The 16860-nt window shown below is 63.7% G+C and carries 16 protein-coding genes; 8 read left to right on the forward strand and 8 right to left on the reverse strand.

What is annotated here, in order from left to right; translation table 11 throughout:
* Positions 1–21: 21 nt before the first annotated feature.
* From AC0L3P_RS04470 to AC0L3P_RS04500, 7 genes are all read right to left on the reverse strand, one after another.
* Positions 22–1080 carry a YeiH family protein gene (locus AC0L3P_RS04470; RefSeq protein WP_275167670.1) on the reverse strand — a complete coding sequence of 353 codons (1059 nt, stop codon included), beginning with the start codon at positions 1078–1080 and terminating at the stop codon, positions 22–24.
* A gap of 149 nt (positions 1081–1229) precedes the next feature.
* Entirely contained in the window at positions 1230–1409 is a 180-nt protein-coding gene (locus tag AC0L3P_RS04475) for a hypothetical protein (RefSeq protein WP_275167671.1), read from the reverse strand.
* Positions 1410–1610: 201 nt separating this feature from the next.
* Positions 1611–2321, reverse strand: coding sequence for an ABC transporter ATP-binding protein (locus AC0L3P_RS04480; RefSeq protein WP_473301100.1), 711 nt, complete (start codon positions 2319–2321; stop codon positions 1611–1613).
* On the reverse strand, positions 2318–3073 hold the full coding sequence (locus tag AC0L3P_RS04485) for an ABC transporter ATP-binding protein (RefSeq protein WP_473301101.1): 756 nt from the start codon (positions 3071–3073) through the stop codon (positions 2318–2320). The genes AC0L3P_RS04480 and AC0L3P_RS04485 overlap by 4 nt, the downstream gene beginning before the upstream one ends.
* 2 nt (positions 3074–3075) lie before the next feature.
* The gene (locus tag AC0L3P_RS04490) at positions 3076–4095 is read right to left on the reverse strand and encodes a branched-chain amino acid ABC transporter permease (protein ID WP_473301102.1); all 1020 of its coding nucleotides are present in this window, start codon (positions 4093–4095) and stop codon (positions 3076–3078) included.
* Positions 4092–4994: a branched-chain amino acid ABC transporter permease gene (locus AC0L3P_RS04495; RefSeq protein ID WP_275167675.1), complete on the reverse strand. Its 903-nt coding sequence runs from the start codon at positions 4992–4994 to the stop codon at positions 4092–4094. The genes AC0L3P_RS04490 and AC0L3P_RS04495 overlap by 4 nt, the downstream gene beginning before the upstream one ends.
* Positions 4995–5081: 87 nt before the next feature.
* Positions 5082–6341, reverse strand: a complete 1260-nt coding sequence (locus tag AC0L3P_RS04500) for an ABC transporter substrate-binding protein (RefSeq protein ID WP_275167676.1) — start codon at positions 6339–6341, stop codon at positions 5082–5084.
* A gap of 168 nt (positions 6342–6509) precedes the next feature.
* Between AC0L3P_RS04500 and AC0L3P_RS04505 the strand changes: the two genes are divergently transcribed.
* From AC0L3P_RS04505 to AC0L3P_RS04520, 4 genes are read left to right on the forward strand one after another with little or no spacing between them, the layout of a single operon-like run.
* The gene (locus tag AC0L3P_RS04505) at positions 6510–8003 is read left to right on the forward strand and encodes an AMP-binding protein (RefSeq protein ID WP_473301103.1); all 1494 of its coding nucleotides are present in this window, start codon (positions 6510–6512) and stop codon (positions 8001–8003) included.
* The gene (locus AC0L3P_RS04510; protein ID WP_473301104.1) at positions 8000–8647 is read left to right on the forward strand and encodes a TetR/AcrR family transcriptional regulator; all 648 of its coding nucleotides are present in this window, start codon (positions 8000–8002) and stop codon (positions 8645–8647) included. The genes AC0L3P_RS04505 and AC0L3P_RS04510 overlap by 4 nt, the downstream gene beginning before the upstream one ends.
* Entirely contained in the window at positions 8644–10554 is a 1911-nt protein-coding gene (locus AC0L3P_RS04515) for a flavin-containing monooxygenase (RefSeq protein ID WP_473301105.1), read from the forward strand. Before AC0L3P_RS04510 ends, AC0L3P_RS04515 begins: the two co-directional genes overlap by 4 nt.
* A gap of 18 nt (positions 10555–10572) precedes the next feature.
* Positions 10573–11208, forward strand: coding sequence for a DsbA family protein (locus AC0L3P_RS04520; RefSeq protein WP_473301106.1), 636 nt, complete (start codon positions 10573–10575; stop codon positions 11206–11208).
* A 9-nt stretch (positions 11209–11217) separates the two neighbouring features.
* Here the strand turns inward: AC0L3P_RS04520 and ald are convergent, their stop codons facing one another.
* Entirely contained in the window at positions 11218–12333 is a 1116-nt protein-coding gene (gene ald / locus AC0L3P_RS04525; protein WP_473301107.1) for an alanine dehydrogenase, read from the reverse strand.
* A gap of 133 nt (positions 12334–12466) precedes the next feature.
* Here ald and AC0L3P_RS04530 point away from each other — a divergent pair, with 133 nt between their 5' ends.
* The 4 genes from AC0L3P_RS04530 (at position 12467) to AC0L3P_RS04545 (ending at position 16811) form a co-directional block, all read left to right on the forward strand.
* Positions 12467–12946 (forward strand): Lrp/AsnC family transcriptional regulator, encoded by a 480-nt coding sequence (locus AC0L3P_RS04530; RefSeq protein ID WP_473301108.1) that lies wholly within the window; start codon positions 12467–12469, stop codon positions 12944–12946.
* Between the two features lie 151 nt (positions 12947–13097).
* Positions 13098–13589 carry a (2Fe-2S)-binding protein gene (locus tag AC0L3P_RS04535; protein WP_473301109.1) on the forward strand — a complete coding sequence of 164 codons (492 nt, stop codon included), beginning with the start codon at positions 13098–13100 and terminating at the stop codon, positions 13587–13589.
* The gene (locus tag AC0L3P_RS04540) at positions 13586–14602 is read left to right on the forward strand and encodes an FAD binding domain-containing protein (RefSeq protein ID WP_473301110.1); all 1017 of its coding nucleotides are present in this window, start codon (positions 13586–13588) and stop codon (positions 14600–14602) included. The genes AC0L3P_RS04535 and AC0L3P_RS04540 overlap by 4 nt, the downstream gene beginning before the upstream one ends.
* Before the next feature lie 7 nt (positions 14603–14609).
* On the forward strand, positions 14610–16811 hold the full coding sequence (locus AC0L3P_RS04545) for a xanthine dehydrogenase family protein molybdopterin-binding subunit (protein ID WP_473301111.1): 2202 nt from the start codon (positions 14610–14612) through the stop codon (positions 16809–16811).
* Positions 16812–16860: the final 49 nt, after the last annotated feature.

Here is a 16860-nt window from a genome sequence, read left to right on the forward strand (position 1 = left end):
CCCTACGGCACCTAGCTTCGATCACTTGAACCAGTGCACCAGTGCGATGCTGATGCCGAGCAGCAGCAGCAGCGACAGCGTCACGGCCGCCGTCACCCGTCCGCCGACATTGGCAAGCACCTTCACATCGACGCCGAGGCCAAGCGCGGCCATCGACACCACTGTGAGAAAACCCGTGATCCGCGTGATCGGGGCAACCACCGTGGACGGCACGATCTCGAGCGAGCGCAGAGTCGCCAGCGCAAGGAAGCCGAGGATAAACCACGGGACCAGGCGAAAGAAGCCGACATTGGTCTTCTTGGCTTCGCTGTGCCAGCGCGAGGCCGTCAGCGAGAGGCCGACGACCACCGGCCCGAGCATCAGCACGCGCATCAGCTTGACCAGCGTGCCGATCTGCGTCGAGACGAGCCCAGCCGGCACCGTCGCGGCCAGCACCTGAGGCACGGCATAGACGGTGAGGCCTGCGAGGATGCCGTATTGCGTGGCCGATAGCTGCAGCAACGGAATCAGCAGCGGCAGGCCGAGCACCATCATCACGCCGAGGATCGCGGTGAAGGAGATCGAGGATGCGATCTCGTCATTGTTGGCGCCGATGATCGGCGCCACCGCCGCAATTGCCGAATTGCCGCAGATCGAGTTGCCGCAGGCGATCAGGATCGAGAGCCGCGTCGACAGACCAAGCAGGCGGCTGATGCCGAAGGAGACGCTGAGCGCGATCACGACGACCGCTGCGATCGAGGCCAACAGCGCGACGCCCGACGCCGCGATCGCGGCAAAGCTGATCGAGGCCCCCAGCAGCATGACGGCGACTTCGAGCAGTTGCTTGGCGCTGAAGGCGATGCCGGACTGCCAGCGCGGCGCGGGTTTCCAGAAGCTGCGCACGGCCATGCCAAGCAAGATAGCCATCACCAGCGCCTCGACATAGGGATGTTCGAAGACGCCCAATTCCGCCCGTTCAAGCAGGGCCGAAACGCCGGCCACGGCGATGCAGAGGAGGATGCCGGGAATCAGCGCGACGATGCGGCTGGTGGCCGTGGTCGGCTTAGCGTCGGCCGGGCTGGATGCTTGATTCTGCGACACAAATCTCTCCCAGAGGAGAAGGATTTATACGCAGCGCCAGCCGATTGGGAAATAAGTTTTCGACATATCAGAGCCGAGGGAAGTTCTATCCTCAGCCCGGAATAATCCGGCTCGGAAGGTCAGGCGCCCTTTAGAAGATCAGGCGCGCCTTAGAAAATCAAGCTCTTGGCCAGTGACGCGACGCGGCTGAAGCCGTCATAGACGCCGGGCTCGAAGAAGGCCGCGCGCGCCAGCACGATACCGGCGACCAGCGACCAGAACAGGCCGGTGCCGAGCCGCAACAGCAGCTTCGACCCGCGCGAGCGCGGCTGCGTGTCCGTTGCGGACACCAATTGCTCGCCGAAAGGCTCAAACCTGGTGCGTTCCATAGCAGTCAATCCATCAATTTCTGATGGAAATGTCGTCGTTTCGGCCCCAAACAGCAATGGAAGCGATTGGCTTTTTTGCCTCCCGGAGGGGAAACTCCTTCCGCCGGACTGACCCGCGGCAATAGTTTTCTTCTTCCGGCCTATTTGGACGCTGCGCTGCGCCTAGAGGGCCAGATAACGTCGCCGGATCGTCTCGTTGGCCTTCAGCTCGTCGATCCCGGCGGCATAGACGATCTGGCCCTTGTCGATGACAGTGGCATGGCTCGCCAGCCCCAGGCAGAAATGCATGTTCTGCTCGGCGATCAGCACGGTCGATCCGAGCTGACGGAGCTGCCGCAACAACTCGCCGATCCGCTGCACGATGATCGGCGCGAGACCCTCGCTCGGCTCGTCCAGCAGCAGCAGCGCAGGATTGCCCATCAGCGTACGCGCGATCGCGAGCATCTGCTGCTCGCCGCCTGACAGGCGCCCGGCGATGCGGTGGCGCAGCGGCTCCAGCAACGGGAAGACTTCGTAGATGCGCTTGATGGGCCATTCGTCCTGGCCCTCCGGTCCGCGCTTCCGGCCGATGACGAGGTTGTCCTCAACCGTATGCTCCGGAAAGATCTGGCGGTCCTCCGGCACGAAGCCGAGGCCGGCGCGCGCGATATGGTGCGGCTTGCGGCCGGAGATCACCGCGCCGCGCAGGCTGATTTGACCCCGTCGCGGTGGCGCCAAGCCCATGATCGCCTTCATGGTCGTCGACTTGCCTGCGCCGTTGCGGCCGAGTAGTGCCATGGTCTCGCCCTGCCGCACCGCGAGCGCGACGCCGAACAGGATCTGGCTCGTGCCGTAGTAGACATCGAGATCGGCGACTTCGATCACAGCGCTCATGCGGCGGCTCCCGCATGCTCGGTGCCGAGATAGGCCTCGATCACGGCACTGTCATTGCGGATCTCGTCGGGCGTACCGTTCGCGAGAATGCGGCCGTAGCAGAGCACCACGATTTTCGGTGCGATCTTGAACACGATGTCCATGTCGTGCTCGATGAAGGCCACGGTGATCTTTTGCGTCTCCCAGAGCTCACGCACCTTGTCAATCATGCGCCAGCGCTCTTCCGGACCCATGCCGGCGGTCGGCTCGTCCAGCAGTAGCACTTTCGGTTCGAGCACCAGCGCCAGCGCGATGTCGAGCAGCTTCTGGTCGCCATGCGACAGGGTCGCAGCGGTGCGATTGCGTTTGCCGGCGAGACCCAGCAGCTCCATCACGTGCTCGGTGCGATCGCGCGTCTCGGGCAACGGAAAGCGCTTGTGCAGCACCGCGGAGGTGCGCTGGTCGGCGCTGACCGCGGCGAGCATGGTCTCCTGCACCGTCAGCGATTTGAAAATGCTGGCGACCTGAAACGCCCGGCCGATGCCATGGCGGACGATCTCCGGCGGCGAGCGGCCGGCGAGATCAACGCCGTCGAGCAGCATCTCTCCGGAATCCGGCTTCAGCGCCCCGGTGATCAAATTGAAGAAGGTGCTCTTGCCCGCGCCGTTCGGGCCGATCACGGCCGTGAGCGAGCCGTCGGGAAAGTCGAGAGAGACGTCGTTGGTCGCTTTCACACCGCCAAAGGATTTTGCGAGGTTGCGGATTTCAAGCATGGCTAGCGCCCCTCGCCCGCATCGCGCCGGTGCGTGTACCATTCGGCGACGAAATCCAGCAGGCCTTTGCGCAGGCCCAGCGCGAAGAACAGGATGACGACGCCGAGCACGATGCCGTGGTATTCGGTGAATCGCGTGACTGTGTCGTTGAGCAGCAGCAGCAGTACGGTCCCGACCATCGGCCCGAGGAAGGTCGAGACGCCGCCGAGCATGTTGATGAAAATGCCCTCGCCCGAGATGGTCCAATAGGCGAATTCGGGATAGGCGCCGGAGACGAACAGCGCCATCACCATGCCGCCCATCGAGGCAAACAGCGCCGCCAGCACGAACACGGTGAGCTTTGCGCGCCAGACGTCGATGCCGAGGAAGCTCGCGCGCGCAGCGTTGTCCCGGATCATGCGCAACGTGTAGCCGAAGGGGGATTGCGCGATCTGGCGCATTGCCAGCAGGCCGAGGACAAGGAGCGCACAGCTCGCGACATAGAGATGGACATGATTGGCGAGATTGATGCCGAGGAAAGCGGGACGCGGAATGCCGCCGCGCAGGCCCTGGTCGCCGCCGGTGAAGGAGGCCCAGGACAGGATGGTCGAGTGGATCAGCATCTGGAACGCCAGCGTGACGAAGGCGAAGTAGATCTCCTTCAGCCGGACGCAGATCGCGCCGATAACAGCTGCGACGAGCGCAGTGATCGCCAGCGTCGCGACGAACGCGACCGGAATGGGTACGCCGAGCTTCTGCATGATCAGGCCAAAACTGTAGGCGCCGAGGCCGAAGAACATGCCGTGACCGAACGAGGTCAGCCCGGTGTAGCCGACCAGCAGGTTGAGCGAGGTCGCGAACAGGCCATAGGCGGAGCAGCGAATGACGAAATCGAGCAGCGCCTTGCTGTCAGTCAACAGCGGCAAAGTGGCCAGCACGGCGAAGGCGATCAGCGCGATCAGGACATCGCGATAGCGTTGAAGCGCGGAGACGCTGCGCACCGGCGCCAGCCTGTCGGTGCGCCCGGCCTCCAGCTCGGTCATGCCGCCTCCTTGCCGAACAGGCCGGTGGGCTTTGAGACCAGCACGATCACCATGAACAGATACATCAGGCCTTCCGTGAACAGGGGAAAGCCGAGCGAGCCGAACGAACGGATCAGGCCGAGCAGCAACGCGCCAACCAGCGCGCCCACAATCGAGCCCATGCCGCCGATCACGGTGACGATGAAGGATTCGATCAGCACCGAGAATCCCATGCCCGGGGTCAGCGAACGCACTGGTGCGGCGAGCGCGCCGGCGAGGCCGGCCAGCATCCCGCCGAGCGCGAACACGCCGCCGTAGATCAGACCGGTGTTGATTCCGAGCGCGGATACCATGCCGGGATTGTGCGCGGCGGCACGGATCACCTTGCCGATGCGGCTGCGTGAGAGCCCAATACCGAGCACGATCGCCGCGACCAGCGCCACGCCGATCAGCAGCAGATAATAAGGCGGCACGACGCCACCCGCGATGAACAACGGCATCACCTGGAACGCCGCGGGCATGCCCATCGACCTGAATTCCGGCCCCCAGATCAGCCGCACCACATCATCGAAGATCAGCACGAAGGCGTAGCAGACGAGCAGCTGCATCAGCACATCGGCACCATAGACGCGGCTCATGAAGACGCGCTCGAAGATCAACCCAAGGACCGCGGTACCAGCTGCACCGGCAAGCATCGCGAGTGCAAAGCTGCCCGTGAGCTGATAGGCCGTCATCGCGAAATAAGCGCCGAACATGTAGAAGGCGCCGTGGCTGAAATTGACGATCTTGAGCACGCCAAAAATTAGTGTCAGCCCAACCGCGACCAGGAACAGCAGCATGCCGATGATGAGGCCGCTGGTGGTTTGCGTCACCAGGCAAGCGGAGCTGGAGAGGCAGCCGGCAAGCGCGTCGAGATCCACGGGGGCACTTTCATTGTCGTGCGCCGATCCCGGCGCGGAGAGCTAAACGAAGACGGAGGCGATCGCTCGCCTCCGTCGCGCGGGCGATCAGGTGTAGCCCTTGCTCTTCTTCCACTCGGCCTCGAGCTCGAAGATGGTCTTCCAGTCGCCGGCCTTGACCTCGGGGACATAGGGCTCCTGCGGGATCGTGGTGCCCCAGCCGATGGCGTAGCCAACAAGGGTGTGGTCGTCGCCGCGCATGGTCACGGTGCCGTCGGCGCCGAACGGGCACTTGATGGTGAGGCCCTTCAAGACCTCGGCGATCTTCTTGCCATCGGTTGAATTGGCCTTCTTCGCGGCTTCGGCGAGGAACATCACCGCGGTCGCGTTCTGCCACGACCAGTTGGTCGGATATTCGTTGTACTTGGCCTTGTAGGCATCGCCCCAGGCCGCATTTTCCGGCGTGGTCGGGAACGACTTGATGTAGCGATTGCCGGAATGGATGCCCTTGGGTAGGTTCTTCACCACGGTGAGCGCGGTGTAGTCGGCCATATTGACGGCAAACACCTCCATCTGGCCGAACATCGCGTAGATGTTAGCCTGGTCGATATAGGAGGTCAGATCGCCGCCCCATAAGCAGGAGTACAGCGCCTGCGGCTTGGCCTGCAAAATCTTGGTCACCACTTCGGTATAGTCGGGCTGAAACAGTTTGGGCCAGGACTCGCTGATGATCTCGACATCCGGCGCGAAGCGCTTCAGATACAGCGTGAACTCGCCGGTGGTGTCGCGGCCATAGGCATAATCGGGCGAGCAGGTCGCCCATTTTTTCAGGCCCTTGGCTTTCGAGATCGCAGCCGCATAGCTGCCGCCGACGATGGAATCGTGAATGCCCTGGCGCACGCAGCGGAACGCGTTTGGAACGTGCTGCTTCGGATCGGCCGTCAGCGACGACGCTTCCGAGCAGGTGTGGACACAGAGCACGCCGAGATCGCGCGCCACCTCGTGCACCGCGAACGATCCGGACGAAGCCTCGCCGTCGATCAGCCACTCGCAGCCGTCAGTGTTGACGAGTTCGCGCGCGACGCGGGCAGCTTCCTGCGGCTGGCCCTTGGAGTCGCGGATCACCATTTCGATCTGCCGCCCAGCGAGCCCGCCGGCTGCGTTGACCTTGTCGACCTCGAGCATCACCGCGTTGCGGGACGACGTGCCGAGCTGCGCGACCCGGCCCGACAAGATCGTCGGCATGCCGATCTTGATGGTCTTGGCTTGCGCGCGCGCCACCCACGGCGCGGCAACACTCATCGCACCGGCGCCCATCAGCGCCAATGTTGAACGGCGGCTGATGCCCGGCGTGCGGGTTCTCGTCATTTTTCCCTCCCTCTGTCGGGTCGGCGTGTCCTGATCCCAGCCGGAGATCTCTCGTCTCCGTGTTCCCAAGGATTTCAGAGGCAGGGGGTGACGTCAAGCCGAACATGAATTATGAGTCAGAATTCATTATACAGGAAACGGCGCCGGCCATCGGCCCAAACCCCGCAAATGATCAACCTGTCGAGCTTCGTTGCCTTTCATGCCCGGCGCACGCCCGACCGGCCTGCGCTGAAATATCGCGGCGAGGAGATCTCCTATGCGGTCTTCGACGCGCGCGTGCGGAAGGTGGCCGGCTGGCTCGCGGCACAAGGCATCGAGGCCGGCGACGTCGTAGCCGTGCTGATGAAGAACAGTGCAGCCTTCCTGGAACTCGTCTTTGCCACAAGCCATCTCGGCGCGGTGTTTTTACCGATCAACTTCCGCCTCTCGCGCGATGAGGTCGGCTACATCACTGGCGATGCCGGTGCTCGCCTGTTAATTGCCGATGAAGAATTGGCTGTGAATGCCGCTGGAGCGCGAGTTGTCATACTCGACGAGGCAGCACAGCAGAGCGTGACGTGCCTCGCCGGCGACTCTGCGGCCGCGCCGATGAACGTCCGCCAGCCGTCCGACCTGATGCGTCTGATGTACACCTCGGGCACTACCGACCGCCCTAAGGGGGTGATGCTCAGTTACGATAATTTCTACTGGAAGTCGGCGGACCAGACGATCGCACTGGGCTTGAGCGCGGAGACGCGCCTTCTCGTCGTCGGCCCGCTCTATCACGTCGGCGCGCTCGATTTGCCCGGCATCGCCGTGCTCTGGCATGGCGGCTTCATCCATATCGAGCGCTCTTTCGAACCGGAGAGCGCGCTTGCGGCAATCGCGGAAGACAAGCTCAATGCCGCATGGTTCGCGCCTGTCATGACCACGGCGATGCTCACCTGCACGACGCGTAACCGCTACGACGTGTCGAGCCTGAAATGGGCGATCGGCGGCGGCGAGAAGACGCCTGAACTGCGTATCAGCGCCTTCTCCGATTATTTTCGAAATGCGCGCTACATCGACGCCTACGGCCTAACCGAGACCGTCGGCGGCGACACCTTCATGGACGCCGGCCGCGAAATCGAGAAGATCGGGTCCACCGGGCGCGCCATTGCTCACGTCGAGATCGAGATCCGCGATGAGGACGGCAACAAGCTGCCGCCAAACGTCAATGGCGAGATCTGCCTGCGCGGACCGAAGATCATGCGCGGCTATTGGAAGGATCCGGAGAAGACTGCGTCAGCCTTCTTCGGCGAGTGGTTTCGCAGCGGCGACGTCGGCTATCTCGACGACGACGGCTTCCTGTATTTGACCGACCGCAAGAAGGACATGATCATCTCCGGCGGCGAGAACATCGCATCCTCCGAGGTCGAGCGTGTCATCTACGATTTGCCCGAGGTGCGCGAGGTCGCGGTGATCGGTCTGCGCGATCCGCGCTGGGGTGAGCGGCCGATCGCGATCGTCGTGCTGGCCGAAGGCGCGAGCCTCGAGCTCGCGGCCCTCATCGAGCATTGCCAGTTACGGCTGGCGAGCTTCAAGGTACCGAAACAGCTCATCATCCGCGCCAGCCTGCCGCGCAATCCGTCCGGAAAAATTCTCAAGCGCGTGCTGCGCGCTGAACTGGAGACCGTGGCATGACGCGAGGCCCCGCCACCGAGAAAGTCACAAAGCTCAACCGCGTCGAGCGCAACGCCTGGACCAAGCAGAAGATCTTCGAGGCCGCCACGAAAATCGTCGGCAAGCACGGCTATGCCGAGGCCTCCGTTGCGCGCATCACCGAGGAGGCTGGCGTCGCGCAAGGTACCTTCTACAATCATTTCGAGAACCGTCAGGAGCTGCTCGACCAGCTGCTGCCGAAGATCGGCCTCGACATGGTCGAGTTCATCCGCGCCCGCACCGGCACGGCCGATGCAGCACGGCAGGAGATCGAGCGTTTCTCCGCCTTCTTCGACTTCATCCGCGAGGTCCCGGAATTTCTGCGCATCCTCAACGAGGCCGAATTCTTCGCACCCCACGGTTACCAGAAGCATCTCGACAACATCTCGGTCGCCTATGTCCGCATTTTGCGTCGCGCGCGACGTTCAGGCGAGATCGAAAATTACAGCGACGAGGAGTTCGAGGCCATCGTCCACATGCTGATGGGTTCGCGCGGCTATCTCAGCCGCCGCTACTCCTATTCCGCCGATGGTGTCACCGCTGTTCCCGACCACGTCATCTCCGCCTATCGCAAGCTGATGACGCGCGGCCTCTTCACTGCATCCGGAGATCAGGACACGCCATGAACATCGAATCTCCGCACAAGGCGCTCGACCTCACCTCGGCGATTGCGGAAGGCGACATCCGCTGCCTGCTGATGGTGCTGGTGCACATGACCGGCGACGAGCGGTGGCTGGAGCCGCCCTATCTGCCCAAGCGCGACATCCGCCTCATTCCCGATCCCGAGGCCGGCGTGCCCCGGGAGATCCAGGATGAGATCCGCGCCGCGGTGGTCAAGCTCTTTGCCGACGGCACGCCTAAGCCCGTGATCACCGATCCCGGCGACGAGCTGTTGCTGAAGATGATGCGCGCCTGTCTCGGCGAGAATGTCTCGCCGGAATATGCGCCCCTGATGCGCGAGGAGATGGGCTTCGTGCCGCGCGAAACGCGCTGGACCAAGCGCCCTTCAGACCAACAACTCGCCGAGCAGCATGTGCTGATCGTGGGTGCCGGCGTCTGTGCCATCGCGCTCGCCGTCGCACTCGGCCATCTCGGCATTCCCTACACCATCGTCGAGAAGAATCAGGAGCTCGGCGGCACCTGGTGGATCAACCGCTATCCAGGTTGCGGCGTCGACACCCCAAACCACTCCTATTCCTACTCCTTCGGCCCGGGCAATGCATGGACCCGCTACTTCTGTCAGCGCGAGGAGTTGCATGGATATCTGGTCAAGGTCGCCAACGAATACGGCATCCGCAAGCATCTGCGCGTCAACACCGAGCTGACCTCGTCGCATTGGGACGAAGGCAAGCGGCGCTGGATCTCGACGCTCAGGACCGAGAATGGCGAGGAAACGTTCGAATCCGCCGCGCTGGTCTCGGCGATCGGCCAGCTCAACGATCCCTCTCGTGCCCGCTTCAGGGGCGAGGAAGACTTCAAGGGAACGATCCTGCACTCCGCGCTGTGGTCCGATGACATCAAACTCGACGGCAAGCATGTCGCCGTGATCGGCACCGGCGCGACATCGATGCAGCTCGTGCCGGCGATTGCCGACCGCGTCGCCTCGGTCACGATCTATCAGCGCAGCGCGCAATGGGCGCGGCCGGTGAAAGGGTATGCCGACCCGATCAGCGACAGCGCGCGCTGGCTGCTCGCACATCTGCCCTTCTATGTGCAGTGGTATCGCTTCAACATGTTCTGGCGCTATGGCGACGGGCTATTGCCCTTCCTGCGCAAGGACCCGGCCTGGCCGCATCCGGAACGCGCCGTCAACAAGGGCAACGACCGGCATCGTCAGGAACTGACCGATTTCATTCGATCGGAATTGAAGGACCGGCCGGACCTGATCGAAAAATGCGTCCCGACCTATCCACCCTACGGCAAGCGCATTTTGCTCGACAACAACTGGTTCAAAACCCTGACGCGCCCGAACGTCGAGCTCGTCACCGACGCGATCGATCATTTTGAACAGAGCGGCATCGTCACCGCGGACGGCAGGCATCGCTCCGGCGACACCATCGTGGTCGCCACCGGCTTCAAGGTCACGGAGATGGCCGCGCGCCTCAACATCAGCGGCCGCGACGGCAAGGATTTGCGCGAGGCCTGGGGCAACGACAATCCGACCGCGTTTCTTGGCCTTACCGTCCCCGGTTTTCCCAATTTCTTCTGCATGCTCGGCCCCAATTCCGGTCCCGCGCATGGGGGCAGCGTCATCTTCCAGTCGGAATGCCAAAGCCGCTACATCTCCGCCTGCCTCGCCGCCATGATCGAGCACGACGTCGCCGCGATCGATCTCCGCAAGGAAGTACTGGACGACTACGTCCAGAAGGTCGATGCCGAGCACGAGGCAATGATCTGGACTCATCCCGGCATGAGCACGTACTATCGCAATTCGAGCGGCCGCGTGTTTTCCGCGATGCCCTGGCGATTCGTGGATTACTGGCGCATGACGCATGATCCGGATCTGCGGCAGTACAAGCTGACGAAGGCTTGAGCTAGGGAGGGAGCTGTCATGCCGAAGCCCCACGTGCGCATCTACACTGACTACAAGAGCCCCTACGCATTCGTCGCCAATAAGCGTCTGTTCGAACTCGAGGAAACGCACGGCGTCGAGCTCGAATGGCTGCCCTATACGCTGCGCGTTGCCGAATTCATGGGGACCGTGGAAGAGCGCACGCCGCATTTCTGGCGCAAGGTCCGCTACGCCTATATGGACGCCCGGCGCTATGCCAATGCGCAAGGGCTCGTCATGAAAGGGCCCCGGCGGATCTACAACGCGTTCTATTCCAGCGTCGGCATGCTGTTCGCCCAACAGCACGGCTTCTTCCGGCCTTATCACGACACGGTGTTTCGTCGGTTCTGGAGCCATGAGCTCGAGATCGACGATCTCGCCGCAATCACCGACGTCATCACGTCCTGCGGTGGCTCAGCCGGTGAGTTCGAAGTCTACGTCCACGGCCCTGCCCGCGCCGAACACGACCGCATCATCGACGATGCCGAAGCGCTCGGCGTGTTCGGCGTCCCGAGCATGGTGTTCAACGGCGAGCTGTTCTGGGGTGGCGACCGCATCGACATGCTGATCGAACGCATCAAACATCCCGAGACGATCGAGGCCGCGCTCGGCAGCCGCCATCGCAAGCCGGTGTGAGCAGCAACACTACGCCGCCAGCCCACTCTCGACCGGAGCAAACTCCAGCTCGAGGCTTTCGGCCACCGCCTTGTTGGCGATGCGGCCGCGATACACATTCAGCCCGTTGCGCAGATGTGGATTTTCCAACACCGCGGCAAAACCCTTGTTCGCGAGCATCAAGCCGAACGGCAGCGTCGCGTTGTTCAGCGCCTGACTCGACGTCACCGGCACCGCGCCGGGCATGTTAGCCACGCAATAATGCACGATGCCGTCAACCAGATAGGTCGGATCGGCATGCGTGGTCGGGTGCGAGGTCTCGAAGCAGCCGCCCTGATCGATCGCGACGTCGACCAGCACGGCGCCCGGTCGCATCGATGTCAACATCGCGCGCGTGACGAGCTTGGGCGCACTCGCGCCCGGCACCAGCACAGCGCCGATCACGACGTCGGCAGCGAACACCTCCTCCTCGACCGACTCGATGGTGGAGAAGCGGGTGCGCACGCGCCCGGCAAAGAGATCGTCAAGCTCCCGCAATCGAGGAATCGAACGGTCGATCACGGTGACTTCGGCGCCAAGGCCCGCGGCCATGCGGGCGGCTTGCGTTCCCACCACGCCGCCGCCGAGCACGACGACCCGCGCCGGCTGCACGCCGGGAACGCCGCCCAGCAGCAGCCCGCGGCCGCCAGCCGAGCGCTTGAGCGCGGCGCCGGCAGCCTCGATGGCAAGGCGGCCGGCGACTTCGCTCATCGGCGCAAGCAGGGGGAGGTGACCGGCCGCGTCGGTGACGGTTTCATAGGCGATCGCAGTGCAGCCGGAGGCAAGCAAACCCCGGGCCTGTTCGGGATCCGGCGCGAGATGGAGATAAGTGAACAGGATCTGGTTTTCGCGGAGCTGGGCCCACTCGCTTTTCTGGGGCTCCTTCACCTTCACGATCATGTCGGACTTCGCGAAGATGTCGCGAGCGTTTTCGGCTATGATGGCCCCTGCCCGCCGGTAGACTTCGTCGGAGGCGCCGATGCCGCCGCCCGCACCGGTCTCAACCGTTACCTCGTGCCCAGCCGCGACATATTCGCGGACCGCACCGGGGGTGAGCCCGACGCGATATTCCTGCACTTTGATCTCCTTGGGCACACCGACGAGCATCCTGGGCTCCTTTTGATTCACCTCATGATTGTAGCGGGGTGCCCGGTTTGGTTTCGTGCAAATATCCGCTAGCTTTGGCCTCCCTGCGCCGGCTTCCGGCGCGCAAACGCCCTTTCACGCTGGAAACGAAACTTTGGCCCTCGACCGGAAAGATCTCGCCATCCTCGCGGAACTCACGACCAATGCGCGGGCCAGCCACACCGAGCTCGCCAACAAGGTTGGCCTGTCCAGCACCGCGCTCGGGCGGCGGCAGAAGGCGCTGGAAGACGACGGCTACATCCAGGGCTATCAGGCTACGCTCGACCTCGCGCAATTCGGCCTCACTACCACGGTGCTGGTCCGTATCGCGCTGGAAAGCCAAAGCGACGAGGCGTTGAAGGCGTTCGAGGCGGAGGTGGTGAAATGCCCGTCCGTCGTGCGCTGCTTCCTGATGTCGGGGACCGACGACTACATCCTGATCGTGCTCGCCCGCGACATCCAGGATTTCGAGCGCGTCCACCGCATGGAGCTGTCGCGCCTGCCGCGCGTTGCGCGGGTACAATCGAGCTTCGCGCTGCGCGAGGTCGTCAACCGCGCCGTGCCGAATGTGGTGTTCGGCGAAGCGAAGCGCTGATCGCAACCTCTCGGAAAGGCGAACTGCCGGCAAGGGGACTCAAAAGGAACCAACCGGCCGGTGGTCCGTTGGGCGCTATTGGCCGGCGGAGGCGTGCCCCCGCGTCAACACGGCTGACGTCCGGCACGGTCGCCGTCGCAGGGAGCAGGACATGGGCGATGTCACGCATCAGATTTCCGAACGAATCCCGATCCATCTTGTCGTCAACGGCGTCAGTCACACGCTCGATCTCGTGCCATGGACCACGCTGCTCGACGCCTTGCGGGACCATCTTGCGCTGAGCGGCACCAAGAAGGGTTGCGACCATGGTCAGTGCGGCGCCTGCACGGTGCTGGTGGATGGCCGGCGCGTCAATTCCTGCCTCACGCTCGCCGTCATGAAGGACGGCGCCGAGATCACGACCGTCGAAGGTCTTGCCAAAGACGGCGCGCTGCATCCCCTCCAAGAGGCTTTCATCGACCATGACGCCTTCCAGTGCGGCTATTGCACGCCGGGACAAATATGCTCGGCGGCCGGACTGCTCGTCGAAGGCCATGCCCACGATGCCGACGAGATCCGGGAGCTGATGAGCGGAAACCTCTGCCGCTGCGGCGCCTATCCGAACATCGTCGCCGCCATCCAGCAGGCAATGGGCCAGCCATGAACAACTTTCAGTACGCCCGAGCCACTGATGTCGCCGACGCGATCCGCCTGCTCGCCGCCGATCCCGGCGCCAAACTGATTGCCGGGGGCACCAATCTGATCGACCTGATGAAGGAGAATGTCGAGCGCCCCACCCGGCTGATCGACATTTCCCGCCTGCCGCTCCGCAAGGTCGAGGAGACGTCCGACGGGTCCTTGCGCATCGGCGCCCTGGTGCCGAACTCGGACCTCGCCTACCATCCATTGATCGAGCAGCGCTATCCCCTGCTCGCCAGCGCCATTCTGGCCGGCGCCTCGGCGCAATTGCGCAACATGGCGTCGGTCGGCGGCAATCTGATGCAGCGAACGCGCTGCGCCTATTTCTATGACACGGCCACGCCCTGCAACAAGCGACATCCCGGCAGCGGCTGCTCGGCGATGGACGGCCTCAACCGCAACCATGCGATCCTGGGTACGAGCGCCGCCTGCATCGCGACTAATCCATCCGATATGAGCGTGGCTCTTGCCGCGCTCGATGCGTTCGTGCACATCGCGGGTCCCTCCGGCGAACGCACCATCGCGCTGACCGATTTCCATCGGCTGCCCGGCGACAAGCCTCATGTCGATACCCATCTCGGCACCGGCGAGATCATCACGGCGATCGAGCTGCCGCGGCACGGCTTTGCTCAAAACTACAGCTACCTCAAAGTTCGCGACCGGATGTCCTATGCTTTTGCTCTGGTCTCGGTTGCCGCCGCGCTCGAATTGGAGGGCAACGCGATCAGCGGGGCACGCGTGGCGCTCGGCGGCGTGGCTCACAAGCCCTGGCGCAGCCTCGAGGCGGAAGCTGCGTTGCGCGGCCAGGCCGCGACGCCCGATCACTTCTCACACGCCGCGGATCTCTTGCTTCAGGGAGCAACGACCCGCTCGCATAACGGCTTCAAGGTCGAGCTCGCACGCCGCGCCATCGTGCGCACACTGACACAGGCGGCGAATGCCACGCCGCAATCCCAGGCTCACAAGAAGATCACGTGAGGACCCCATGAACGCTTATGTCGGAACGCCAACGTCGCGTGTCGACGGACGGGCCAAGGTCACGGGGGCCGCCAAATACGCCGGCGAATTCCCGGCCGACAAGCTCCTCCATGGCTTCGTCGTCGAGGCCACCATTCCATGCGGGCGCATTGTCCGCCTCGACACCGGCGCGGCACAGCAGGTCGAGGGCGTGCTCGACGTGCTCACGCATGCGAACCGTCCGCCGCTGGCGGACAAGGACGAGGCGTGGAAGGACGAGGTAGCGCCGGATGGGTCGCCCTTCCGTCCGCTTTACGATGACACGATCAAGTTCAACGGCCAACCGATCGCGCTGGTCGTGGCGGAGGACTGGGAAACCGCGAAATTCGCCGCAACCCTGGTGCGGATCGAATATGAACAGCATAGTTTTGCGACCGACCTCGAAGGCGAGCGCAGCAACGCTGCCGAGAAGGACAAGCCGCACAAGCCGCGGGGCGACGCCGCAGCCGCCCTTGCGGGGGCTGATGTGCGCCACGAGGCGGACTACGTGATACCGACCGAGCATCACAACCCGATGGAGCTCTATGCGACCACGGCGGTCTGGGACAGCAGTGGCAAGCTCACGATCTACGACAAGACGCAAGGCGTTCAGAACGTCCACAAATTTCTATGCGGCGTGTTCGACAAGAAGCCGGATGATATTCGCGTGGTCTCGCCATACGTCGGCGGCGCCTTCGGCTCCGGCTTGCGGCCGCAATATCAGGTGGTGTTGGCAACGCTTGGCGCGCTCGCGCTGAAGCGATCCGTGCGCGTCGTGCTGACACGGCAGCAGATGTACGGGCTCGGCTACCGGCCGATGACCATCGAGCGTGTCGCGCTCGGCGCGAAATCCGATGGTACGCTCGACGCGGTCACGCACGAGGCCATTGCCGTCACCTCGCGCTACGAGGATTTTGCACGCAACGATACCGGCTGGGCCGAACAGCTCTACAAGAGCCCGAACAGCCGCTCCTCCCACAAGCTCGTCCACCTTGACGTCTCCACGCCCTGCGACATGCGCGCACCGGGCGCGGCGTCGGGCGTCTGCGCGCTTGAATGCGCCATGGACGAGCTCGCCGTCGCGCTCAAGCTCGACCCGGTCGAACTGCGGTTGAAGTGCTACTCGGACCGCGACCAGAGCGAAAACCTGCCCTACACCAGCAAGCAGTTGCGCGAATGCTACGCGCGCGGCGCGGACGCCTTCGGCTGGAGCAGACGCAATCCTGCGCCTCGCTCGATGCGCGACGGCAAGGATCTGGTCGGCTGGGGCATGGCGACGGGCGTGTGGGAAGCACTGCAGATGCCGGTCGCCGTCCGTATCGTGCTGACGTCGAACGGACATGCCGAAGTGTCATGCGCCGCATCCGACATCGGCACCGGCACCTACACCATTGTGGCTCAGGTCGCAGCCGACGCACTCGGCCTGCCGATCGAGAACATCAGCGTCAGGCTCGCAGATTCCAGTCTGCCCCAGGCGCCCGTCGAGGGCGGCTCCTGGATGGCTGCCTCGAGCGCACATGCGGTGCTCGCAGCCGCCGAGGAAGTGCGCAAGGAGCTGTTAGGTCTGGCCGGGAAAATCCCTGGCTCGCCGCTCGCCGGCGCCGAGTTGGCCGATACGGTCCTGATCGACGGCAGCATTGCCGGGGCCAGCGACACCAGACGCGCGGTCTCGATCGCCGACGCGATGCGCCATGGCGGCGTCGAACGCATCGAGAAGGAAAAGCTCAACCAGTTCGACGAGGACAAGAAGCACGCGCGCAATACCCATTCAGCCGTCTTTGCCGAGGTCAAAGTCGACGAAGAGCTGGGCGTCATTCGCGTCACGCGCGTGGTCAGCGCCGTCGCGGCCGGGCGGATTCTCAACACCAAGACCGGCCGCAGCCAGATCATGGGCAGCGTGGTCTGGGGGATCGGGATGGCCCTGCACGAGGAGACGGTGATGGATCATCGCTTCGGCCGGATCATGAACGCGAACATCGCCGAGTACCACATCCCGGTGAATGCGGATGTTCACGATATCGACGTGATCTTCGTCGACGAGCCGGACAATCGTATCAACAAGCTCGGCATCAAGGGACTGGGCGAGATCGGCATCGTCGGCGTCCCGGCGGCGATCGCAAACGCCGTCTATCACGCCACCGGCAAGCGCATCCGCCGCTTCCCAATCACGTTGGACAAGCTGCTCGACTGAGACGGCGCAGCGGTCCGCTCGGCACCAGCGTCACCTCACGGGGCCCGGC

This window comes from Bradyrhizobium sp. WSM4874, from assembly GCF_055811835.1.